We start from the raw sequence: 22,592 nt of genomic DNA on the forward strand, positions 1-22,592 counted from the left end.
ACCATGACCTTCGACTTCCAGGCAGCCGCCTTCCGCCAGGCCGCCCAGCCGCGCACCGTCACCGACCAGCGTCGTGCCCAGTACACGAACGAGGCCGTGCTGTCGGCGACGCCGGCCCAGCTCGTGACGATGCTCTACGACCGGCTGCTGCTCGACCTGCACCGTGCCGAGGCCGCGCAGGTCGCCGCCGACTGGGAGACGGCCCGCGAGCAGCTCCTGCACGCCCAGGCGATCGTCGGCGAGCTCTCGAGCACCCTCCGGATCGACGTCTGGGACGGCGGCGAGGGCCTGCTCGCCGTCTACAACTACGCCTCCACGTCGCTCATCACGGCGAACGTGCACCGCGACGTGCAGGCCACCCGCGACTGCATCCGGATCCTCGAGCCGCTGCGTCAGTCGTGGCACGAGGCAGCCGCGTCGCTGCCCGCGACGCCCGCCACGCAGCAGCCGACCGGGGGAGCCCTCGGTGTCGCCTGAGCCGTCCGCAGAGCTGTCGCCTGAGCCGTCCGACGGACGAGCCGCATGGGAGGCCCTGCTCACGTCCCTGGAGCACGACGCGGCCGGGCAGGCGGCCGACTCCACGGCCGTGGCCGGGTGGTCGGAGCCGGCCGGGCTGGGACCGCTGCCGCGGGACCTGGTGGGACGGGCCTCCCGGCTGCTCGCTGCGCAGCGGGACCGCATGACGGTGCTCGAGGCGGACCGCCGCTCGACGCTGGAGCACCTCGGTGCCCTGCGCGCCGTCGATGCCACGCGCGAGCCCCGTGGCTCCGTGTACCTCGACGCTTCCGCCTGACCCGCGCCCCCGCACCAGTTCTGCGACAGAGCACCCGTCGATCGACGGGTGCTCTGTCGCATCTCGGGTGCTCCGCCGCCCACAGCCCCCACCGCCCCCCGTTCGGGGCGACGCCTAACGCGGCGGACGACGGGCTCCGATAGCGCCACTCGAGCACGGATCGCTCACCAGTTCGGCCAGGGATCGGCCACCACCGCACGGCGACGTCGCACCGACGACGCCTGACGAGGGGACCCCCGTGTTCGATTCCGTGACGAGCGTCGCGCTGCAGAGCGCACTCGACGGCCTGTCGATGCGCCAGAAGGTGATCGCGAACAACATCGCGAACATCAACACGACGAACTACCACGCCGAGAAGGTGCAGTTCGAGGACGCCCTGGCGAAGTCGATCGTGGACGGCGACGGCGCCACCACGCCGACGATGGCGCGCAGCCTCGAGCCGACGAACACGAACGGCAACAACGTCAACCTCGACGAGGAGACGCTGTCGAACATCGACACCGTGCTGCGGTACCAGTTCGCCACGCAGGCGATGAACTCCGAGCTCACCAGCGTCCGTGCGGCGATGCGGACGAACTCGTGACGACCTTCGACGCGATCGGCATCGCGAGCACCGGCCTGACCGTGCACCGGAAGTGGCTCGACGCCGTCTCGGACAACATCGCCAACGCGAACACCGTGAAGTCGATGGACGACACCGCGTTCCAGGCGCGCTACGTCGAGGTGCAGGAGGGTGCCGGCGTCTCCGGCGCCTACGTCAAGGGCGCTGCGTTCGGCAGCGCCGCCGGCCGGGTGACCTACGACCCGGACAACCCGCTCGCGAACGAGGAGGGCTACGTCCGCATGCCCGACATCGACCTCGGCACGCAGATGGCGGACCTCATCATGGCCCAGCGCGGCTACCAGGCGAACGCCGCCGTGGTCGACCGTGCCAAGACCGCCTACGAGGCGGCACTGCAGATCGGGAAGAACTGATGCCCATCGACGCCGTGAACGGTGTGACCACCAACGCGATGACGAACGCACTGACCAGTGTGTCGGGGACGTCCAGCGACAGCACGAACGCCACCGGTGCCGCCGGCGCGACGACCGACGGCAGCGGGTTCGCCGCGAGCCTCGGCAACGCCGTCGACGGGCTCCAGTCGCTGCAGAGCGACTCGAAGACCCTCGCGCTCAAGGCCGTGACCGGCAACCTCGACGACATCCACGACGCCACGATCGCCGCCACCCGCGCGCAGGTCACGCTCGAGCTCGTCTCCGCCGTCCGCAACAAGGGCGTCGACGCCTTCAACGAGATCATGAGGATGCAGGCCTGATGCCCGTCGCCGTCAAGAACGTCTTCGCGCGCCTCAGCGCCTACGTGAAGGGCTTCTCCGCCGCCCAGCGCACCATCGCGATCCTGGCGATCGCGGCGCTCGTGCTCGGTGGGATCGCCCTCGCGTCCTGGCTCGGCAAGGCGTCCTACGCGCCGCTCTTCACCGGGCTCGCCGCGGCCGACGCGAGCTCCATCACGGACCAGCTGCAGACCGACGGTGTGCCGTTCCAGCTCACCGACGGCGGCGCGACGATCCTCGTGCCGCAGGCGCAGGTCTACTCGGAGCGGCTCAAGGCGGCGTCGAACGGCCTGCCGTCGTCGAACGAGGGCGGCTACTCGCTGCTCGACAAGATGGGCGTGACGAGCTCGGAGTTCCAGCAGGACGTCACCTACAAGCGTGCGATGGAGGGCGAGCTCGCCAAGACCATCGGTGCGATGGACGGCGTGCAGACCGCCACCGTGCAGCTCGCGATCCCGGAGAAGTCGGTGTTCGTCTCCGAGGAGAAGGACCCGACCGCATCGGTGTTCATCGCGACCGACAACGGCACGCAGCTGAGCACCGACCAGGTGCAGGCCATCGTGCACCTGACGAGCGCCTCGGTCGAGGGCATGCAGCCCACCGACGTCTCGGTCGTCGACGCGAAGGGCCAGACCCTGTCCGCCGTCGGCACCGGTGCGACCGGCAGCGGCGCGGACCAGGCCGCAGACTACGACGCGGCGACGAGCAAGAAGATCCAGGACCTGCTCGACACGACGCTCGGCGTCGGCAACGCGACCGTCGTGGTCTCCGGCACGATGAACCAGGAGTCCGGCACCCGGACGTCCGAGAGCTACACGAGCCCGACCTCGGGTCCGGTCGCACTGAACGAGTCGAGCACCACCGAGGAGTACGGCGCCGGCTCCGGCGCGGGGAGCGGCGCGACCGGGGTCCTCGGTCCGGACAACATCGCCGTCCCGAACGGCACCGCGACGAGCGGCACCGGCGACGACGGGTACAAGAACGAGTCGGCGACGAAGAACAACGCCGTCGACCACACCACCGAGACCACGCAGATCCCCTCGGGCGGGCTCGACCGGCAGACCATCTCGGTCGCGCTGAACTCGAAGGCCGACGCCGTGCAGAACGCGAACCTGCAGAGCATCAACGACCTGGTGTCCGCCGCCGCCGGGGTCGACCAGGACCGTGGCGACCAGGTCAAGGTCGCGATGATGGACTTCGACACGAGCGCCTCCGACCAGGCCGCCAAGGCCCTGGAAGCCCAGCAGAAGGCCGACCAGCAGGAAGCACTGTGGTCGTCGATCCGCACCGCCGGCATCGTGATCGGCATCGTCCTCGCCGTCATCGCGATCATGTTCTTCGTCGCCCGCCGCAACCGGAAGCAGGAGCGCGAGGCCGTCGACCTCGGCGAGCTCGACGCCTTCGCCGGCGAGACGTTCCAGCTGCCCCTCGCGATGGACGGCGTCGACGACCGGGCGACGCTCGGTGCCGGCGACGCGCCGACCGCCGTGCTGTCGGCGATGCCCGCCGGCGACGCCCCCACCGAGGTGCTCACGACCGAGGAGATCACCGCCGAGCGCCGCCGTCAGGACATCTCCGCCCTGGCCGAGCGTGACCCGAAGCGCACCGCCGAGCTCCTGCGCGGGCTCCTGGACGACCGGGCACCGGTGTGAGCGCGCTGATGCCGAGCCCCGGCGGCGGTTCCGGTCCGAGTGACCGTGCCCTGACCGGTGCGCAGAAGGTCGCGCTCATCCTCATGCAGATGGAGACCGACCGCGCCGCCGAGGTGATGAAGCAGTTCACCGAGATGGAGGCCGAGGAGATCTCCGCCGAGATCGTCCGGATGCGCCGCGTCGAGGACACCGTCGTCGACCAGACGCTGTCGGAGTTCCACCGGATCACGATGAGCGGCCGGCTGCAGAAGCGCGGTGGCAAGGAGACCGCCCTCGGGCTGCTCGAGGCGTCGTTCGGCGCTGAGCGGGCCGCCGGCGTGATGGACCGTCTGGCCTCGAACCTCGCCGGCCAGTCGTTCGACTTCCTCGACGACGCCGAACCCGGCCAGGTCATCTCCCTGCTCGAGGGCGAGCTGCCGCAGACGATCGCCCTCGTGCTCGCCCACCTGGGCCCCGGGCAGGCCAGTGCCGTGCTCGCCGGGATCGACGAGCGTGTCCGCACCGACGTCGCCCAGGCCTTCGCCACCATGGGCAGCGCGACCCCCGAGGCCGTCGGCATCGTCGCCGGTGTGCTGCGCCAGCGCGCCGGGGCCGTCGTGTCGCCGCGTGAGAGCGTCGAGGTCGTCGGTGGCATCGCGCCCCTGGTCGACATCATCAACCGCTCGGACGTCGCCACCGAGAAGGCCGTGCTCGAGGGACTCGAAGCCCGCGACCCGGAGCTCGCCGAGGACATCCGCTCCCGCATGCTGACCTTCGAGGACATCGTGAAGCTCGAGTCCCGCGACATCCAGCAGGTGCTGCGCGGCATCGACTCGAAGATCCTCGCGACCGCCATGAAGGGCGCAGCCGGGCCGGTCGTCGAGACCATCCGCGCGAACGTGTCCGAGCGCAACCGCGAACTGCTCGACGACGAACTGCAGGCCATGGGCCCGGTCCGCGTCTCGCAGGTCGAGGAAGCCCGCGCCGAGGTCGTCCGCTCCGTGCGCGAACTCGAGGCCCAGGGCGTCGTCACCGTGCACCGCGCCGAGGAGGACGAGCTCGTTGACTGACACCGTCGTGCACCGCGTCGCCTTCCCGGTGCTCGCGGACCCCGCCGGACGCGAGCGCGCGTCGAGCGCGGACGTCCGCGGGCACGCGGCCGGGTACACCGCCGGCCTGCGGGCCGCGCAGGCCGAGACCGACGCCCTGCGCGCCCGGCTCGAGGCCGAGCACGCCGCGCGGGTCACCGCGCTGCAGGCCGACACGGCACGCCGGATCGCGGTCCTCGACGCCGCCACGAACGCCATGCTGTCCACGGTCGCACCCGTCCTGGCGGACGCCGAGGCGTCGGTCGCGAGTGCGGCAGTCGACCTGGCCGAGGCGATCGTCGGCAACGTGGTCCGCGCCTCCAGGCCCGCACACGACGCGACCGTCGCCGACGGTCCGGACGGACCGGGCAGCCGGGAGGCCCGGATCGCGTCCGGCGCCGAGGCCACCGTCCGGCGGGCGCTCGCGTCCGTCGACCGCACGGTCCCGGTGGCCGTCCGGCTCAGCCCGGCGGACGCCGCGCGCGTCGCCGGCCTCGACCTGCCGGTGCCGGTCGTCGCCGACGGTGCCCTGCGCGACGGCGACGCCGTCGTCGACCTGCCGGACGGCATGCTCGACGCCCGCATCGCCACGGCGCTCGACCGCGCCCGCACCGCCCTCGGTGTCGACGCAACGGGAGCCGACCGGTGACCGCCACGCTGCTCCGTCCGCGCGGCCTCGACGAGGCGCTGCTGCGGGCCGCACCCCAGCGGGTCGGTGTCGTCACGAGCGCCGTCGGCCTGGGACTCACGATCGCCGGACTCGACGCCCGCGTGGGCGAGGTCGTCACGGTCGGCGCCGAGGACGGCGAACAGACCGCGGTCGAGGTCGTGGCCACCGATGCCTCGGGCGTCCGCTGCATGCCGCTCGGCCGCCTGACCGGCGTGACCGCGGGCACCCCGGCGCGTCCGACCGGCCGCCCGGTGCTCGTGCCGACCGGATCCGGTCTGTTCGGCCGCGTACTCGACGGACTCGGCCGACCGATCGACGACCGCGGCCCGCTCGAGGGTCCCGGCGGCGAAGCGGTCACCTGGGTCCCGCTCGACCACGACACCCCGAGCGCGATGGCCCGGACCCGCATCGACACCCCTATGCAGCTCGGCGTCCGCGTGCTCGACACCCTGACCACCGTCGGCCGCGGGCAGCGCATGGGCCTGTTCGCCGGGTCCGGTGTGGGCAAGTCGTCGCTGCTGTCGATGATCGCGCGCGGGAGCGACGCGGCCGTCAACGTCATCGCCCTGGTGGGGGAGCGCGGCCGTGAGGTGCGCGAGTTCCTGGAGGACGACCTGGGACCCGAGGGGCTCGCCCGCTCGATCGTCGTCGTGTCGACCTCCGACGAGCCGGCGCTCATGCGCCTGCGTGCCGCGTTCGTCGCCACCCGCATCGCCGAGTCGTTCCGCGATGCCGGGCAGGACGTCGTGCTCATGATGGACTCGCTCACCCGCGTCGCGATGGCGCAGCGTGAGATCGGCCTGTCGGTGGGGGAACCGCCGGCCACCCGGGGCTACCCGCCGTCGACGTTCTCGGTGCTCGCCGGACTGCTCGAGCGTGCGGGGACCGACCGCGTCGGCAGCATCACGGGCATGTACACCGTGCTCGTCGACGGCGACGACCACAACGAGCCGATCGCCGACGCCGCCCGCAGCATCCTGGACGGCCACGTCGTGCTCGACCGCAAGCTCGCGATCACCGGGCACTTCCCGTCGGTCGACGCCCTCGGCTCGGTGTCCCGCGTCGCCTCGAAGGTCACCCGACCCGAGCAGCGTGCCGCCGCCACCGTGCTGCGGAAGGTGATGGCCGCCCGAGCCGGTGCCCAGGACCTGCTCGACGTCGGTGCGTACCAGCGCGGGTCGAACCCGCTCGTGGACGCCGCCGTCGACCACCAGGGACCGATCGACGCGTTCCTGCGCCAGGGGATGGACGAGCGGGCCACGGCTGATGCGTCCTGGCAGCGCCTCGGCGGCCTCGTGCAGCAGCTGGGGGTGTCGTGATGGCCCGCCGTTTCCCGCTCGCCGGGCTCCTGCGCCTGCGCCACACCGAACAGGACCGTGCCGCCGCCACACTGGCCACCGCGAACGAGCGCGTCCGCGACGCCGCCGACGCCCGGATCGCTGCACGCCGCAGCCTCGCCGACAGCGAGGACGCCCAGCCCATCCAGGACGCCGCCACCCTGAGCGCCGTCGCCGCAGCCCGTGCCGCGACCCGCGGGATGCTCGAGGAGCTCGACGCCGTGGTGCAGAACCGCCGTGCCGACGCCGACCGGGCGCAGCAGCACTACACCGCCGCGCGTCGCGCCGCCGTCGGCCTCGAGAAGCTCGAGGGCAAGCACACCGAGCAGCAGGCGGCCGAGGAACTCCGGACCGAACAGAACGCCCTCGACGAGATCGCGGCACGACGCCGCACGGAAGGTGGTGCCCGATGAGCGTCGAAGCGGTGCTCTCCCGGATCTCGGAGATCCGGTCCCAGATCGACACGCTGCGCGGCGGGACGGCCACGGCTGCCCCGAGCGCCTCCGCCACCAGCGGTGCCGCGGGATCGTCGGCCTTCGCCGATGCCCTCGCGACCGCCGACGGCACGACCGGCGCCGCGAGCGCTGCCGGTACGACCGCCGCAGCGACCCCGACGGCCACCCGTGCCCCGGCGACCTCGGTCGACGCCGGTGCCGGCACCCTCGCCACCGGCAGCGGTGCGACCGGCGCCGATGTGGTGGCCGACGCGAAGAAGTACCTCGGCGTGCCGTACGTGTTCGGCGGGGAGACGACCGCGGGCATGGACTGCTCGGGCCTGGTGCAGACGGTCTTCAAGGACCTCGGGGTCACGATGCCCCGGGTCGTGCCGGACCAGGCGAAGATGGGCGTCGAGGTCGGCTCCCTGAAGGACGCGCAGCCCGGCGACCTGATCATCCCGAAGGGCGAGGGCCACGTCGTCATCTACGTCGGCGACGGCAAGGTGCTGCACGCGCCGCGCCCCGGCAAGGACGTCCGGATCGTCGACAACTGGTACTCCGACGCCGACATCGCGACCATCCGCCGGATCGTCCCCGCCCAGGCGGCCCCGGCGGCCGTCGCCGCGCCGACCGCCTCGGCTGCGCGTTCCGCGACCGACCTGCAGACCGCCGCGCTGCTGTCCATGATGCAGTCCGGGAGCGCCGCATGAGTCTGACCATCGCCACCCAGCCGTCCGTGCCCACCGCACCGGGCTCCACTCGGGGTGCATCGTCCGACCCCGCGGCTGTCGGGTCCTTCGGTGCGGCACTGACCGCCGCCGTCGCGACCGAGCGGCGAGCCGGCGATGGTGGTGCTGGGCGGGACGACACCGATGGCCGCACGGCGGACGGGTCGGCTGCGACGCCGGGCACCGCCGCCACGCCGTCTGCGTCTGCGGCCACGTCCGCGTCGGACCAGGCGGTGCCGAGCGACGCAGCGCCCGTCGACGCGCAGGCGCTGCTCGCCGCCGGACTCGTGGCCGTGGCCGCACCGATCGCTCCGGCCAGCCGCGCCGCCGAGACCTCCGCCGACGGCCCACACGCCGTCGTGGCCGCAGGGGTGATCGCCGGAACGACCAACACCACGACCACGACACCGCCGTCGGCGGAGGGGGACACGTCGACGCCGGTCCCGTCGACTGCGGCGCCGACCACCGCCCCCGCCACGGCGACCCCGCAGCAGGCACCGGCGTCGGGCGTGGCACCGGAGACGGCTGCCGCTGCGACGACCCGGCCGGCGACCGCCGCCACGGCGACGCCTGCCGTGACGCCCGCCGGCACCGTGTCTCCGGCCGCTGCCGCGACGACCGTCGCCGACGCGACCCCCGCGACGACCGCTGCGTCGACGACCAGGGCCACGAGCGACCCGGCGACCACCGCCCCGACGGCCGCTGCCGCGATCGCAGCCCCCGCTGCCACCCGCACCGCCGACGGCGACACCGCCACCGCGACCCCTGCTCAGGCACCGGTCGTGGCGGCCGCCGCCCCGGCAGCCGGCCCCGGCTCCCGAGCCGGCCACGGGACGGAGCAGCAGGCGTCGACGCCGGATGATCCGGGCCTCCCGGCCGTCGCCCCCAGCCGCGGTGGCGAGACGCCGTTCGTCATGTCGACGACGCCGACCACCGCGCCCGCCGCGGCGACCGCGCCGGCCCCGGCACCGCTCGCCCAGCAGCTCGCGCGACCGGTGTTCTCGCTCGCACAGGCCGGCCCCGGCGAGCACGTCGTCACCGTGCAGGTCGTGCCGGACAGCCTCGGCCCGGTCACGGTCCGCGCGCACGTCACCGCGCACGGCATGCACGTCGAGCTGTTCGCCGCGTCGGACGCCGGCCGCGAGGCCGTCCGCCAGGTCCTGCCGGACCTGCGGCGCGACGCCGCCGGCACCGGTGTGAGCACCACGCTCGACCTGTCGTCGCAGAACCAGCCGCAGGACGCGCCGGGTCGCGACGAGCGCCCGGCTGCACGTGCGCTGCCCGGCGACCCCGGCCTGGAGGCGCGGGTCACCCCGCGCACGCAGCCCACCGCCCACACGCCCTCCATCCGCACCGCGGGACTCGACGTCCTCGCCTGATCCGGCTCACGAACAGGAACGCACCATGCCCATCGACGGCATCACCGGCAGCGTCGACCCGACCGCGCAGGCCGCGGCCCTCGCCGCGAACTCCACCGCCCAGAAATCCCAGACGATGGACTCCGAGGTCTTCATGAAGCTGCTCGTCACGCAGCTGCGCAACCAGGATCCGTCGTCGCCGATGGACACCAACCAGATGATCGGCCAGCAGACGCAGCTCGCGATGATGGAGCAGATCACCAACCAGACCACGACGGGGAACGAGAACTTCTCGCTCCAGATGCGCATCGCCGCAGCGAACCTCGTCGGCAAGCAGGTCAGCTACACCGACGCCGACTCGGGCAAGTCCGTCACCGGGACCGCCTCGGCCGTGTCGTACGCGAACAGCGTCCCCACGGTCACCGTGAACGGGAAGGAGGTCGCTCTCGACGTGATCTCCGGCATCACCACCACCGCTCCGGCGTCCTGACGCCTGCTCGTTCCTTCCTCGTTCTTCCTCGTACTTCCTCGTTCTTCCTCGTTCTTCCTCGCTCTTCCTGCCTCTCCGAAAGGACGCACCATGCTCCGCTCGCTCTACTCCGGGATCTCCGGCCTCCGCTCCCACCAGCAGATGCTCGACGTCACCGGCAACAACATCGCCAACGTGAACACCGTCGGCTTCAAGTCGTCGACCACCGTGTTCCAGGACACCCTGTCGCAGATGACCCAGGGCGCCGGCGGACCGCAGACCGGCATCGGCGGCACGAACCCGGCCCAGATCGGCCTCGGCGTGCAGGTCGCCGGCGTCTCCACGAACTTCTCGCAGGGCTCGGCGCAGGCCACCGGCAAGGCCACCGACCTGACGATCTCGGGCGACGGCTTCTTCGTCACCCGCCTGGGCAACGACACCGTCTACACCCGTGCCGGTGCGTTCGACTTCGACGCCAACGGCCGCCTGGTCACCGCCGACGGCAAGATCGTGCAGGGCTACCCGGCCACGAACGGCGTCGTCAACGAGAACGGCCAGTTGTCCGACATCACGCTGCCGCTCGAAGCAGCGGCCCCGGCGGTCCGCACCACCGCCGCCACGGTCGCCGGCAACCTGCCGTCGGAGACGGCGGTCGGCCAGACCATCACGCGCGAGGCCACCGTGTACGACGCCTCGGGTGCCAAGCACACGATGTCGCTCGCCTACACGCGCACCGCCGACGGCTGGGACGTCACCGGGCGCAACGGCCAGGGCACCACGGCGACGACCTCGCTGACCTTCGGCACCGACGGCAAGCTGACCGCCGGCGGCACCCTCGCCGTCGGGGGCATCCGGGTCGACATGGGCGACCTGACCGGCTTCGCCTCGCTCAACACCGCGGCGATCGGCTCGCAGAACGGCCGGGAGGCCGGCGCGCTGCAGGGCTACTCGATCTCGAAGGACGGCACCGTCACCGGCACGTTCTCGAACGGCGCGTCGCTCGCGCTCGGCCGTATCGCCCTCGCCACGTTCGCCAACCCGGCCGGCCTCGAGAAGACCGGGGCGTCGGGCTACCGCGCCACGGCGAACTCGGGCGGTGCGACGGTCGGCGGCCCCGGCTCGGCGGGCGTCGGTTCGCTCGCGGCGGGGACGCTCGAGATGTCGAACGTCGACCTGTCGCAGGAGTTCACGAACCTGATCGTGGCGCAGCGCGGGTTCCAGGCGAACGCCCGCATCATCACCACCTCGGACGAGGTGCTGCAGGAGCTCACGAACCTGAAGCGCTAGGCGCGGGGCGCGTCGCGTCGCGGGCGCTTGGTGAGCAGGAACGGTCGGGTGCTGAAGGGGGACTCGACCGTTCCTGCTCACCATCGTTCGTGGTGCGGGGAGTTCGGCGCCGCTTCGTGACGAAACGGTGCGTCGCCACGTCTCATCGGTGCGATGCACGAGAACCACGACACCGACCACCAGTCCGACTACCGCTGCTGCAGCGTCTTCGACCGCTGGCGGTGTGAGCGTCCGGACGGCCATCCGGGTCCCCACGCATCGGGCGCTGGCGGCACCCGCACGAGCTGGAACGACGCGCTGACCGGGCGGCGGCTCGGGGACGTCTGAGCCCGAGCGCTGTCCGAGGGCGTGACGTGTCGTCCGGATCGGTGGCGGTCTGGGCGCGGCCCGATGTATGGTCAGCGCATGCTGACCATTGCCTCGCGGCACGACGTGCTGAACCGTCTCGGGCGGGCGCTCTCCGACCCCACGCGTGCGCGCATCCTGCTCCGGCTGCTCGACGGACCCGGCTACCCGGCGCGGCTCGCCGAGGAACTCGAGCTGACGCGGACGAACGTGTCGAACCACCTGGCGTGCCTGCGCGGCTGCGGGATCGTCGTCGCCGTGCCCGAGGGGCGTCGGACCCGCTACGAGATCGCGGACCGCAACCTCACCCGCGCGCTCGAGTCCCTGGTCGACGTGGTGCTCGCGGTGGACGTTGCCGACGACGACGGATGCGAGGTGGAGCGGTGACCACGGCTGCGATGTCGCTCGCACCGGCTCGTGTCGGCGTGCTCCGGAGACGGATCAGGTGGATCGTCGCGGCGACCATCGCCTACAACGTGATCGAGGCCGGCGTGGCGATCGCCGCCGGTTCGGTTGCCTCGTCCACCGCGTTGATCGGCTTCGGGCTCGACTCGATCGTCGAGGTCCTGTCGGCAGCGGCCGTCGCGTGGCAGTTCGCCGGGCGCGACCCGGAGGCCCGGGAACGAACGGCACTGCGGGTGATCGCGGTCTCGTTCTTCGGGCTCGCCGTCGTGGTCAGTGTCGATGCCGTCCTGACCTTCACGGGTGTCCGGTCGCCGGAGCACAGTCCGGTCGGCATCGTCCTGGCCGCGGTGAGCCTGGCCGTCATGCCGTTCCTGAGCCTCCTCGAACGGCGGACCGGACGCGAACTCGGTTCGGCGTCGGCGATCGCCGACTCGAAGCAGACTTTGATCTGCAGCTACCTGTCGGCGGCGGTGCTGCTCGGCCTGCTGGCGAACAGCCTGTTCGGCTGGTGGTGGGCCGATCCGCTCGCCGGACTCGTCGTGGTGGTGTTCGCCGTGCGCGAGGGACTTGAAGCCTGGCGCGGTGACGCGTGCAAGCAGCCGGTGTCGGCGCTGACGGGGGAGCGCGAGGGCGACGGCTGCGACTGCTGTTGAGCGAAGTCTGCCCGCGGCCGGCGGTTCAGTCGGCTTCGGTCTCGCGGACGTGGCTGACCGCATCGCCGACGATGTGCGCGATGTGCTCGTCGTGCAGCGAGTAGACCGCGTTCCGCCCGATGCGCTCGACCTGCACGATGCCGGCGAGCCGCAGCGTGCGGAGGTGCTGGGACACCAGGGGCTGCGACAGCTCGGTCGCTTCGACGAGGGAGCCGACGTCGGAAGGCTGGGAGATCAACGCCGACAGGATCCGCAGTCGGGCGGGCGAGGACAGTGCCTTGAAGAGTTCGGCTGCTGCTTCGATCCCGTCTGACATGGACTCATGTAAGCGCACGCGCATACGTGCATGCAACACGACGGCCCCGGCGCGGTGCGTCGGGGCCGTCGTGCAGGTCCGTCGATCGGTGCTGATCACGGGCCTGCGCTGATCAGGAGATCAGTGCTCGTCGTAGTGGTCGCCGTGCTGGGCGTGCTTGTGTCCGTCGTGGACGAAGTCGACGTGGTCCTCGTGCTGGACCGTCTCGTGGCCGCAGCCGTCCTGGTGGGTGTGCTCGGCGACGGTGTGCTCTGCGCTGTTCTCGTGCTCGGCCATGGTGACCTCCTGCTGATCGTCGGTTGGGATGCCCTCAGCGTAGATCACATATGCAGAAGTAGCAATACATTTATAGATGAGAACGGATGTCAGCCCGGGAACCGCTGGGTTCCCGCGACGGCCGACGTCGGCAGCGCGTCCGCGGCGATCGCGACTCCGGCGGTGAGTGCCGCCGTCCACTCCGCGGTCGGTGCGACGGCGGCGAGGTTCGACTGCAACAACGCCATCAGCGTGCGGTGCACCGTCTCGGCGGACACGGCCCCGCCGGCGTTGACGATGTTGATCGCGCCGGTCGCGTCGGACAGCACCTCGACCGAGACGCCGAGCGCCTCCGCCTCGGCTGCCGAGGCGATGATGCAGTTGTTCGTCATGAAGCCGACCAGGGTGACCGTGTCGATCGACCGCTCCTGCAACCAGGCGAGCAGGTCCGTGTGGGCGAAGACGGAGCTGAACTGCTTCGTGATCTGATGCCACTCGGGCGTCCGTCGTCGCTCGATCTCGGGGTGCAGGGCGAACGCCTTCGTCGTCGGGTTGAACACCGGCGCAGCGTCACCGCCGGTGTGCTGGACCACGACGATCGGCGTGCCGGCAGCGGTCGCGGCGTCGATCGCGGTCGTGATCTGCGCGAGCGCGTCGCGGACGGGCGGGAACCGGACCTCGAGTGGACCGCTGAAGTACTCCAGCTGGATGTCGACGAGGACGAGGGCGCGCTGGGGATCGGACACGGGAGCTCCTTGGGTCGGTGGGCGTACTCGACGATCCTCGTCCGCCGACGCCCTCGGTGCGATTGGCACGCGTGCGTCGGTACGATGGATCCAGGCCAAACCGGAGGAGTCCCGCGTGCGGATCGCCATCTACGCCTTCGACGGCATCACGATGTTCCACCTGTCGGTCCCGCAGATGGTGTTCGACGAGGTCACCCGGCTCGGGCTCGCCGACTGGGAGACCGTCGTCTTCTCCGACCGGCACGGTTCGGTCCGGACCGCCGAGGGACTGACGCTCGGTCCCGTGCAGGGGCTCGACGCCACGGCGGACGCCGACCTGGTCGTGGTGCCGTCCTGGACCGACGACGGCACCCGACTGCCGGCACCGACGGAACGGGCGGTCGTCGACGCGCACGCGCGGGGATCGGTCGTGGTCGGTCTGTGCCTCGGGTCGATCGCGGTCGCCGGTGCCGGGCTCCTCGCGGGACGCAGCGCCGTCACGCACTGGCGCGAGGTCGACCGGCTCGCCGCCGCACACCCCGACGTCACCGTGGACGCCGACGTGCTCTACGTCGACCACGGTGACGTGCTGACCTCGGCGGGCACGGCGTCCGGGCTGGACGCGTGCCTGCACGTCGTGCGGACGCGGCTCGGCGCCGAGGCAGCGAACCGGGTCGCGCGGAGCCTGGTCGTCGCGCCGCACCGCGAAGGCGGGCAGGCCCAGTACATCGAGCGGCCGGTCGTGCAGCATCGGGGCGACGACCCGGTAGCGACGGCATCAGCCTGGGCGGTGGAGCACCTGGACGAGGAGCTCGGCGTCGACCGACTCGCTGCGGCGGCCCACATGAGCCGCCGCAGCTTCGTCCGGGCCTTCAAGGCGTCGACCGGCACCACGCCGGCGGCCTGGGTACGGAGTCGCCGTCTGGACGAGGCCCGTCGGCTGCTCGAGACCACCGACCTGCCCGTCGACCGGATCGCCGCAGCGTGCGGGTTCGGCAACCCGGTCACGCTGCGGCAGAACTTCGCCGTGGCGTTCGGCAGCACACCCTCGAGCTACCGCCGAAGGTTCGACGCGAGGCCCTGACCGGCCGATCCGCGGTCTCAGCGCGGCGCCGTGGGCGAAACCGGGGCGGCCGTCGACCGCCAGTGTGTCGGTCGATCGACACCACGGGGCAGCGCCGTGGTGCCGTCTCCGCGCGCCGCGTTCACCTGCGCCTGTCTGAGGAACACCGCCGTGGACAGGTCGGCTCCGTCGACCCGCGCATCCCGGAGGTCCGCGCCGAGCAGGTCGACACCGGAGAGGTCGACACCGTGCAGGTCTGCCGCGATCAGCGTGGCTCCCCGCAGGTCGGCCCCGCGCAGCGACCGTGCGCCGAAGTCGCGCCCGGCGAGGTCCGCCCCCGGTCGCAACAGGCCGTCCGGAGCGTCGTCCGCACCGGCGTTGTACCGGCCTCGGACCTCGGCGCTCACCTCGATCAGGACGTCGCGTACTCGAGCGTGCAGCGGCTCGACGTCCAGCGCGAGGAGCGTCGGCCGACCGGCGTCGAGGCTTCGGCGGATCTCCTGCGCGAGGAAGGCAGCGTCGTCTGCTGAGTCCGGGGTCACCGCACGGTCCTCTGCCTCGGCGAGGTGCCAGAGCATCTCGTGCAACCTGCGGACGATCGGGAACACCCGGAACATCTCCGCGCGGGAGTCAGGGTGGTCATGCCAACTGACCCCGTCGTAGAGGGTCTGGGACACGTACTGGCCAGCACCGGAGCAGTCGAAGACGGTGCAGCCCCGGAACCCGCGCGGCCGCAGCGCCTCGTGGATGGAGCAGGAGAAGTCGTCAGCGAGGTTGCCGCAAGGGGTGCCGGCGGGTTTGTCGATCGGGAAGTCGGCGGAGCGCTGGAACCCGAAGGCGGTGCAGCAGAGCGCGAAGCAGTTGCCGCAGTCCGCGCGCAGGGCGGACCGGTCGGTGGTCGTCATGGAGTGGTCTTCCTCTGGTGGTCTGGATGGTGTGCCGGGTGCGGGGGAACTCCTGGTTGAGTTCCCCGTCCGGGCGCACGAGACCACCCCCGCGCGTCGGCGGGGCGAACCGGTGGTGCTGGGTGACCGGTGGGTCACCGAGAGAGACGGAGGATCACTGCGGCCAGGCTAGCGTTCCCGGTGCGATGGGAACGAGAATCGGGCGTACCTGGTCGGAACGACCGACCGGGTACGCCCGCTTCGACCAGGTGTGCGCGGAGTCGCCCTACGACGACGTGGGCGGTGACGCCACCGATTCGATGCCGTCCAGCCGCGCCTCTTCCGCGTCGTACCCGGCGCGCACCTGACGCAGCACCAGGTCGTCGATCTCGTCGGCGTCCCGCAGGCGCAACAGGGTGTTCGCCTTGTGCTGGACGAGTGCGAGCTCGAGGGCGACCGCGTTGTCGTGCCGCTGCAGCGCGGGGTGGTCGTCGTCGTCCCCTTCGCGGGCCTCGATCACGTCGAGGTGCGCCTCGTACTCCTTCCGCAGGCGATCGACGGTGGCACGATCGGCTCCGGTCGACCGTGCGAGACGGGGGAGTGCATCGAGCGCCTCCTCGATGGCGGTGCGTTCGGCGTAGCGACGTTCCTCGGTGACGGACTCGTCCTCGGGGAGCGCGGCGCGGCGCAGGACGGCCGGCAGCACGAGGGCCTGCCCGACGATCGTGACGATGACCACGCCGGCAGTGACGAAGACGATGAGGTCCCGCTCGGGGAAGTCACCGCCGGACTCGAGGGTGCGCGGCACGGCGACGGCCATGGCGAGCGACACCGCGCCCCGGAACCCGGCGAACCCGCTGACGAGCCGGTCGCGGTGCCCCTCGCGGGGTTCTCCGCCGGTGCGTCGGGTGACGAGCCAGATGGTCCCGCCCGCGGCGTTGAGGAACGCAAACCGCACGATGACGAGCAGCACCGCGACCGCGAAGACGATCCCGGTCCCGCGCAGCAGGTCGGCGGGGTCGAGTGCACGTGCGGCGACCATCGCCTCGATGCCGACCAGGACGAACAGCGCGCCGTTGAGCAGGAAGGTCAGGAACGACCAGAACGCGCGCACCTGCTGGCGGGTCTCGGCTCGGTCGAGCTTGGGACCGACCTGGCTGACGACGATGCCGGCCGCCACGACGGCGAGCACGCCGGAAGCGCCGATGGCCTCGGCGGCCAGGAAGGCTGCGAAGGGCACGAGCAGGGTGACGAGGTTCTCGAGCACGACGGTGTCGACGCGCCGCAGCACCATCGTCCCGATCCACGCGGCCGCGAGCCCGGCGGCGACCCCGCCGATGTAGGACAGGACGAGCATGCCGGACACGCCCCAGAACGTGAGCTCCTGCGTGCCGACGGTGACGGCCACCGCGATGCCGTAGACGACGAGGGTGGTGCCGTCGTTCACCAGGCTCTCGGCGCGGAGCACCGTGACGTTCCGCCGCGGCAGCATCTTCGTGAGCACGCCGACCGCGGTCGCGTCGGTCGGGGCGACCGCGGCGCCGAGCACCCAGGCCGGCCCCCACGGCATCCCGAGCAGGTGCAGCAGCACGGCGACGGCGCCGGCGGTCACCACGACGAGCAGGGTGCCCATCAGGACGATGCCGCGCAGGTTCTTCCGGATCTCGCGGAGCGACGTCGTCAGGCTCTCCCAGTAGAGCAGCGCCGGCAGGAACAGCAGCAGCACGGCCTCGGCGGGGAGCTCGACGTCCGCGAACTCCGGCACGAGTCCGAGCAGCGCGCCGAAGACCAGGAGCAGCACGGGTGGTGCGATCCGGATCCGGTCGGCCACGGCCGCCGTCAGCGCGATGGCGAGGCCGAGCACGACCACCAGTTCCGGTCCCAGCACGTGCACTCCGATCGTCGTCCGACCCGCCAGTCAACGCCGATCCACGGTGGATCCTTCCAGAACAGCCGGACGACGCGCCGCGCACAGCCGGACGACGCGCCGCACCACACCGCACGACGCGTCACGAGCCGCCGCTCACACCGCCCGCGGCCGCCGCACCACCCGCCGCCACCACGCGCGCCACGGCAGGGAGCTCACCAGCGCTGAACCGATCACGACGGTCCCGAACCACCCCACGACGACGCCCGGGATCGGCACGAGCAGACTCGCCCACAGCAGCACCGACAGCACCCCGAGGACGTACGCCGCCCCGGCCTTCAGGTACCGCAGCCGCTTGAGCCCCGCAGCCTGGTCGACCCGCGAGGTCAGGCGGGCCAGGAACACCGCGCCCACCCCGATCGCCCCGATGGCGACCGCGGCCTGCTCGAGCGCCCCGAGCCCGTCCGACCCGAGCGGCCCGGACCCCGACAGGCTGTACACGCCGTCGAGGATCTCGAACAGCATGAACACGACGAGCCCCCGCTCGAACACGACCGTCGACGCGTACAGGTGGATGCGCCAGGCCCCGCGGCCCACCCCGATCGACGCCGTGTCCGACCCGCTGCCGGGGCCGCTGCGCAGCGCCCACGCCGCGGTCCGCTTCGACACGAGGTACGCGGCGAGGCCGGCCACCCCACCGAGCGCGACCGGCAACAGCGCACCGGCGGCCCAGCCGGAACGCGACCCGACGAGCACGGAGGTCACGACGACCCCCGTCGCAGCGGTGACCAGCGACCAGACGCGCGGTCGCGCGACGGAGGCGAGTCGCGCCTCCAGGCTGCCCAGCCACGACCTGCGGGACGCGCGGTCGGTGTTGAACAGGTACTCGGCGAAGACCTGCCAGATGAACGCGGCGCCGAAGGCGGCGAGGGCGGGACGCACCTCGGCCAGGTGCGCGGAGAACGAGCCGGGCGCGAAGACGGCTTCCTCCACCGAGCTGGCCGGGTCGGTCGCGTCACCGACCGCGACGGCGGCCGGCGGCAGGAGCAGGCGCATCGCGAGCACGCCCGCGACGATGCCGAGCGACAGGAACAGCCGCCGGGCGGGGGAGTGCAGTCGGCCGGCGATGCCGGCCATCGGCACGGACGAGTCCGCGGCCATCGCGATCTCGAGGAACGCGAGGGCGACGAAGGCGAGCGCTGCGGCGGGGCCGAGCACCAGCCAGGCCGCCGCGGCGGCCGCGACGGTGATGAGCAGGGGGACGGTCAGGAGTGATCTCGTGGCCATCTGCCCATCCAGCACGGTCGGGCTGGGCGGCGCATGGAGCGCTCCTGGGCATCGGCCTGGAGGCCCGTGGGGACCCCGCAGAACGGGTGACGGCCCGTCCCCACTTGCGGGGACGGGCCGTCAGGCGGAAACGCAAAACACCGGTGTTCACGCGTTGAACCGCGGTCTGCGCGTGTTCAACCGGCGAACACCGGTGTCTTGCGGGGGTTCAGCGTCAGTCGTGGAACGTCTCGATGGACGCGCCGAGCGAGTTGAGGCGCTCCTGCAGCTGCTCGTAGCCACGGGCGATGATGCCGACGTTGCGCAGGACGCTCTCGCCCTTCGCCGCGAGCATCGCCAGCAGGATCACCACGGCGGGCCGCAGCGCCGGCGGGCAGCTGATCTCGGCACCCGAGAAGTGCGTCGGGCCGGTGACGTCGAGGCGGTGCGGGTCACGCAGGGTGACGCTCGCGCCCAGGCGGGTGAGGTCGAGCAGGTGGATCGCCCGGCCCTCGTAGACCCAGTCGTGCACGAGCGTGGTGCCCTCGGCCATGGCCGCGATGACGACGAAGAACGGCAGGTTGTCGATGTTCAGGCCGGGGAACGGCATCGCGTGGATCTTGTCGATGGGCGCGTGCAGCTCGGACGGGTACACCGTGATGTCGACGAGGCGGGTACGGCCGTTGGCGGCTGCGTATTCCTCGGTGACGTCGAAGCGCAGGCCCATCTCGGCCAGGGTCGCGAGCTCGATCTCGAGGAACTCGATCGGCGCCCGGGTCACGGTGAGGGTCGACGCGGTGACGATGCCGGCGGTCAGCAGGCTCATCGCCTCGACCGGGTCCTCGCTCGGCCAGTAGTCCACGACCTCGTCGATCTTGCTCTTGCCGGTGATGCGGAGCGTGGTGGTGCCGATGCCCTCGATCTGCACCCCGAGCAGCTCGAGGAAGAAGCAGAGGTCCTGCACCATGTAGTTGGGGCTGGCGTTCCGGATGACGGTCTCGCCGTCGCGGGCCGCGGCGGCCAGGATCGCGTTCTCGGTCACGGTGTCGCCGCGCTCGGTGAGCACGACCGACTTGGTGGGGACGGCCTGGTTCGCGACGTCGACCTCGTACCAGCCGGAGGTCGCCTCGACGTCCACGCCGAACGGACGCAGCGCGATGAGGTGCGGCTCGACCGTGCGGGTGCCGAGGTCGCAGCCGCCGGCGTAGGGCAGGCGGAAGGACTCGTACCGGCCGCTGAGCGGGCCGAGGAACATGAGCACGCTGCGGGTGCGGCGGGCGGCGTCGGCGTCGATCGCGTCGAGGTGCAGGTCGTCGGGGGCGACGATCTCGAGGGTCTCGCCGTCCTCCGACCAGGTGACGCTCGCACCGAGGCTGCGGAGCACGTCGATGATGCGGTCGACCTCGACGATCCGGGCGACCTTGTGCAGCCGGGTCACGCCGCGGTTGAGCAGCGAGGCGCAGAGCAGTGCCACGGCGGCGTTCTTGCTCGAGTTCACCGCGATGGAGCCGCTGAGCTTCCGGCCTCCCTGCACGCGCAGGTGGGCACGCTGCGGGGCGCCGCCGATCGAGACGATCTGCTGGTCGAGGGCGTCGCTGATGCGGGTGAGCATCTCGAGGGACAGGTTCTGCCCGCCCTGCTCGATGCGGTTGATCGCGCTCTGGCTGGTGCCGACGCGTTCGGCGAGCTGGGCCTGCGTCATGCTGCGGCCCTTGCGGGCGCCCCGGATCAGGGCGCCGACCTCACGGAGGGGTGCTGCGGTCGCCGGAGATGCCGGCGAGACGACGGTGGTGGTGTCGGTCATGCGCGCCACGCTAACACGCTCATGAGATAAAGCGATGGAAGATCGACACCCGTTGCGCGTCCTGAGGTCTCGAATACGTCACAGTTGGGAATTTCGGGGGACGAACGCTCAGGCATCGGTCAGGCGGCCGTCGACGACGGTGACCAGGCGGTCGAGCGCGTCGCGGTGGACGAGATCGTGCGTGACGAGCATCGTCGCCGTGCCCTGCTCGTGCGTGAGGCGCGCGATCAGCGCCATGATCTCGGCGCCTCGCTCCTGGTCGAGCGCGCTGGTGGGTTCGTCGACGAGCAGGACGGACGGGGTGTTCACCAGGGCGCGGGCGATGGCGACCCGTTGCCGCTGGCCGCCGGAGAGCTGCGCGGGTCGTTTGCCGCGGTGCTCGGCGAGACCGACCGCTGCCAGCAGCGCATCGGCACGGGTGCGCACCGCGGTCCGGTCACGGTGGCCGCCGCCGAGCTCCGCCATGACGAGCAGCTGCTCCCGAGCGGTGAGCGACTCGATGAGGTTCGACTGCTGGAACACGATGCCGATCTGGTCGCGGCGGAGCGTCGTCGCCTCGTTCCGGGTCAGGGCCGCTGCGTCGACGTCGTTGATCCACACGTGCCCGGAGTCCGGGCGGATCAGGGTCGCCGCGACCGCGAGCAGTGAGGACTTCCCGGAGCCGGAGGGCCCGGTGATGCCCGTCACGACCCCACTCGGAGCGGTCAGGGACACGCGGTCCACCGCCGTGATGCGGGAGTCGCCGTCGGGGAAGGTGAGGGTGACGTCGTCGAGGGTGATCATCGGTTGCTCCCGAGTGCGGTGAGGGGGTCGGCCCTGGTGACGGTGCGGAGTGCGACGGCGGCACCGGCGAGGCCGAGGACGACCATCACGGCGGCCGGCAGCAGGGTGGTGAGCGGGCTGAGCAGGAACGGCAGGACACCGTTCGCGAGCGTCCCCAGGACCGACACGAGACCGATCCCGACCCCGACGCCCGCGGCCAGGACGACGAGTGCCTGGCCGAGGGCATCGCGGACGAGCGACGCGTCGGATGCGCCGAGGGCCTTCAGGACGGCGATGTCGTCGGCACGCTGCAGCGTCCACACGGTGAAGAACGCCCCGACGACGAGCGCGGAGACTCCGAAGAGCATCACGATCATGAGTCCGAGGGACCCGACCTCCGACCTGAACGTCTCGAGCGCGGTGAGGCTGGCGAGCGGCGACACGGCGACGGTGCGCGTGCGGTCCGCCGTGCTGCGCCAGTCCGGCGAACCGGAGACGGCGAGCACGGTCGCTTCGCCGTCCCCGCCGAGGCGCCGGTCGGTCGACGCCCACGCCGTCGGGGAGAGCGCGACGACGGGGGTGTGGCTGTACCAGGCGTCTCCGCCGACGGTGGCGACCCGGTAGGTCGTCCCGGTGATCGTGACGGCGTCCCCGACGGCGACGTCGAGGTCCTTCGCTGCGCCAGCGGACAGGCCCACCGTGTCGTCGGACCGCGGAGCCAGGTCGGTGACCGTCGATGTGGGGGCACCCCGTGGGACGCCGAACAGGGCGACGGCGACCGCTGGTGCGGCTTCGGCGTGCACGGCAGCGCGCCCCTGTGCGATCCCGATCGGCGTGACGTGCTCGACGCCGGAGGACTCCCGCCACGCGGACACCGTCGCGGCGTCGATCGCCGACTGCGAGAACGATGGTTGCCCGGTCGAGGGCTCCTGCAGGACGAGCCGGTTCCCGGGGAGGCCGAGGACCGCGGACACGTTCTGCGCGGCGAGGCCGCCGGTCAGGCCAGCGAGGAAGCCGACCAGGAGGGTGATCAACGACACGACGGACCCGATGAGCACGAACCTGCCACGGGCGGATCGGAGGTCGCGCCAAGCGACGAACACGATGGTTCCTTC

The 22,592-nt window shown here is 71.9% G+C and carries 26 protein-coding genes; 17 read left to right on the forward strand and 9 right to left on the reverse strand.

Going from position 1 to position 22,592, the window contains the following annotated elements; translation table 11 throughout:
- The first annotated feature begins 3 nt into the window (after window positions 1-3).
- The 16 genes from fliS (at window position 4) to DEJ11_RS08635 (ending at window position 12,535) form a co-directional block, all read left to right on the forward strand.
- Window positions 4-477, forward strand: a complete 474-nt coding sequence (fliS, locus tag DEJ11_RS08560) for a flagellar export chaperone FliS (protein ID WP_111039524.1) — start codon at window positions 4-6, stop codon at window positions 475-477.
- A complete protein-coding gene (locus tag DEJ11_RS08565; RefSeq protein ID WP_071403928.1) occupies window positions 467-793 on the forward strand; it encodes a hypothetical protein in 327 nt (108 codons plus the stop codon). The genes fliS and DEJ11_RS08565 overlap by 11 nt, the downstream gene beginning before the upstream one ends.
- Before the next feature lie 238 nt (window positions 794-1,031).
- Window positions 1,032-1,376 (forward strand): flagellar basal body protein, encoded by a 345-nt coding sequence (locus DEJ11_RS08570; RefSeq protein WP_017886135.1) that lies wholly within the window; start codon window positions 1,032-1,034, stop codon window positions 1,374-1,376.
- Window positions 1,373-1,768 carry a flagellar basal body rod protein FlgC gene (locus tag DEJ11_RS08575; RefSeq protein ID WP_017886136.1) on the forward strand — a complete coding sequence of 132 codons (396 nt, stop codon included), beginning with the start codon at window positions 1,373-1,375 and terminating at the stop codon, window positions 1,766-1,768. Before DEJ11_RS08570 ends, DEJ11_RS08575 begins: the two co-directional genes overlap by 4 nt.
- Window positions 1,768-2,109, forward strand: a complete 342-nt coding sequence (gene fliE, locus DEJ11_RS08580) for a flagellar hook-basal body complex protein FliE (RefSeq protein WP_027465513.1) — start codon at window positions 1,768-1,770, stop codon at window positions 2,107-2,109. Before DEJ11_RS08575 ends, fliE begins: the two co-directional genes overlap by 1 nt.
- Complete coding sequence (gene fliF / locus DEJ11_RS08585) at window positions 2,109-3,779, forward strand: flagellar basal-body MS-ring/collar protein FliF (RefSeq protein ID WP_111103774.1); 1,671 nt, start codon at window positions 2,109-2,111, stop codon at window positions 3,777-3,779. Before fliE ends, fliF begins: the two co-directional genes overlap by 1 nt.
- A gap of 8 nt (window positions 3,780-3,787) precedes the next feature.
- Window positions 3,788-4,828: a flagellar motor switch protein FliG gene (gene fliG / locus DEJ11_RS08590; protein ID WP_071244891.1), complete on the forward strand. Its 1,041-nt coding sequence runs from the start codon at window positions 3,788-3,790 to the stop codon at window positions 4,826-4,828.
- Window positions 4,821-5,495 (forward strand): FliH/SctL family protein, encoded by a 675-nt coding sequence (locus DEJ11_RS08595; protein ID WP_111103772.1) that lies wholly within the window; start codon window positions 4,821-4,823, stop codon window positions 5,493-5,495. The genes fliG and DEJ11_RS08595 overlap by 8 nt, the downstream gene beginning before the upstream one ends.
- Complete coding sequence (locus tag DEJ11_RS08600; protein WP_111103770.1) at window positions 5,492-6,835, forward strand: FliI/YscN family ATPase; 1,344 nt, start codon at window positions 5,492-5,494, stop codon at window positions 6,833-6,835. Before DEJ11_RS08595 ends, DEJ11_RS08600 begins: the two co-directional genes overlap by 4 nt.
- Entirely contained in the window at window positions 6,835-7,266 is a 432-nt protein-coding gene (locus tag DEJ11_RS08605) for a flagellar FliJ family protein (RefSeq protein WP_111103768.1), read from the forward strand. Before DEJ11_RS08600 ends, DEJ11_RS08605 begins: the two co-directional genes overlap by 1 nt.
- Complete coding sequence (locus DEJ11_RS08610) at window positions 7,263-8,000, forward strand: C40 family peptidase (RefSeq protein ID WP_111103766.1); 738 nt, start codon at window positions 7,263-7,265, stop codon at window positions 7,998-8,000. Before DEJ11_RS08605 ends, DEJ11_RS08610 begins: the two co-directional genes overlap by 4 nt.
- Entirely contained in the window at window positions 7,997-9,397 is a 1,401-nt protein-coding gene (locus DEJ11_RS08615) for a flagellar hook-length control protein FliK (protein WP_111103764.1), read from the forward strand. Before DEJ11_RS08610 ends, DEJ11_RS08615 begins: the two co-directional genes overlap by 4 nt.
- Before the next feature lie 25 nt (window positions 9,398-9,422).
- Window positions 9,423-9,866: a flagellar hook assembly protein FlgD gene (locus DEJ11_RS08620; protein WP_071403921.1), complete on the forward strand. Its 444-nt coding sequence runs from the start codon at window positions 9,423-9,425 to the stop codon at window positions 9,864-9,866.
- Window positions 9,867-9,956: 90 nt separating this feature from the next.
- Entirely contained in the window at window positions 9,957-11,132 is a 1,176-nt protein-coding gene (locus DEJ11_RS08625) for a flagellar hook protein FlgE (protein ID WP_111103762.1), read from the forward strand.
- A 405-nt stretch (window positions 11,133-11,537) separates the two neighbouring features.
- Window positions 11,538-11,864: a Cd(II)/Pb(II)-sensing metalloregulatory transcriptional regulator CmtR gene (cmtR, locus tag DEJ11_RS08630; RefSeq protein ID WP_111088061.1), complete on the forward strand. Its 327-nt coding sequence runs from the start codon at window positions 11,538-11,540 to the stop codon at window positions 11,862-11,864.
- Window positions 11,846-12,535: a cation diffusion facilitator family transporter gene (locus tag DEJ11_RS08635; RefSeq protein ID WP_111103761.1), complete on the forward strand. Its 690-nt coding sequence runs from the start codon at window positions 11,846-11,848 to the stop codon at window positions 12,533-12,535. The genes cmtR and DEJ11_RS08635 overlap by 19 nt, the downstream gene beginning before the upstream one ends.
- Window positions 12,536-12,560: 25 nt before the next feature.
- On the opposite strand, the gene DEJ11_RS08640 is transcribed toward DEJ11_RS08635, so the two are convergent.
- The 3 genes from DEJ11_RS08640 to DEJ11_RS08650 form a co-directional block, all read right to left on the reverse strand.
- Window positions 12,561-12,851, reverse strand: coding sequence for an ArsR/SmtB family transcription factor (locus tag DEJ11_RS08640; protein WP_111103760.1), 291 nt, complete (start codon window positions 12,849-12,851; stop codon window positions 12,561-12,563).
- Window positions 12,852-12,971: 120 nt separating this feature from the next.
- The gene (locus tag DEJ11_RS08645; RefSeq protein ID WP_017887460.1) at window positions 12,972-13,127 is read right to left on the reverse strand and encodes a hypothetical protein; all 156 of its coding nucleotides are present in this window, start codon (window positions 13,125-13,127) and stop codon (window positions 12,972-12,974) included.
- Window positions 13,128-13,216: 89 nt separating this feature from the next.
- On the reverse strand, window positions 13,217-13,852 hold the full coding sequence (locus DEJ11_RS08650) for an isochorismatase family protein (RefSeq protein WP_111103759.1): 636 nt from the start codon (window positions 13,850-13,852) through the stop codon (window positions 13,217-13,219).
- 115 nt (window positions 13,853-13,967) lie between these two features.
- Between DEJ11_RS08650 and DEJ11_RS08655 the strand changes: the two genes are divergently transcribed.
- Window positions 13,968-14,915 (forward strand): GlxA family transcriptional regulator, encoded by a 948-nt coding sequence (locus tag DEJ11_RS08655; protein WP_111103757.1) that lies wholly within the window; start codon window positions 13,968-13,970, stop codon window positions 14,913-14,915.
- A gap of 17 nt (window positions 14,916-14,932) precedes the next feature.
- Here DEJ11_RS08655 and DEJ11_RS08660 read toward each other — a convergent pair whose 3' ends face one another.
- From DEJ11_RS08660 to DEJ11_RS08685, 6 genes are all read right to left on the reverse strand, one after another.
- Entirely contained in the window at window positions 14,933-15,799 is an 867-nt protein-coding gene (locus DEJ11_RS08660; RefSeq protein ID WP_111103756.1) for a pentapeptide repeat-containing protein, read from the reverse strand.
- 265 nt (window positions 15,800-16,064) lie between these two features.
- Window positions 16,065-17,666, reverse strand: coding sequence for a Na+/H+ antiporter (locus tag DEJ11_RS08665; RefSeq protein ID WP_111103799.1), 1,602 nt, complete (start codon window positions 17,664-17,666; stop codon window positions 16,065-16,067).
- A gap of 135 nt (window positions 17,667-17,801) precedes the next feature.
- Window positions 17,802-18,932 carry a DUF475 domain-containing protein gene (locus DEJ11_RS08670; protein ID WP_111103755.1) on the reverse strand — a complete coding sequence of 377 codons (1,131 nt, stop codon included), beginning with the start codon at window positions 18,930-18,932 and terminating at the stop codon, window positions 17,802-17,804.
- A 214-nt stretch (window positions 18,933-19,146) separates the two neighbouring features.
- Window positions 19,147-20,715, reverse strand: a complete 1,569-nt coding sequence (locus DEJ11_RS08675) for a helix-turn-helix domain-containing protein (RefSeq protein WP_171907747.1) — start codon at window positions 20,713-20,715, stop codon at window positions 19,147-19,149.
- Between the two features lie 108 nt (window positions 20,716-20,823).
- The gene (locus DEJ11_RS08680) at window positions 20,824-21,498 is read right to left on the reverse strand and encodes an ABC transporter ATP-binding protein (RefSeq protein WP_111103754.1); all 675 of its coding nucleotides are present in this window, start codon (window positions 21,496-21,498) and stop codon (window positions 20,824-20,826) included.
- A complete protein-coding gene (locus DEJ11_RS08685; RefSeq protein WP_111103752.1) occupies window positions 21,495-22,580 on the reverse strand; it encodes an ABC transporter permease in 1,086 nt (361 codons plus the stop codon). Before DEJ11_RS08685 ends, DEJ11_RS08680 begins: the two co-directional genes overlap by 4 nt.
- Window positions 22,581-22,592 lie beyond the last annotated feature (12 nt).

The sequence above is a fragment of the Curtobacterium sp. MCLR17_058 genome (assembly GCF_003234705.2).
Taxonomy (GTDB): Bacteria; Actinomycetota; Actinomycetes; order Actinomycetales; family Microbacteriaceae; genus Curtobacterium; species Curtobacterium flaccumfaciens.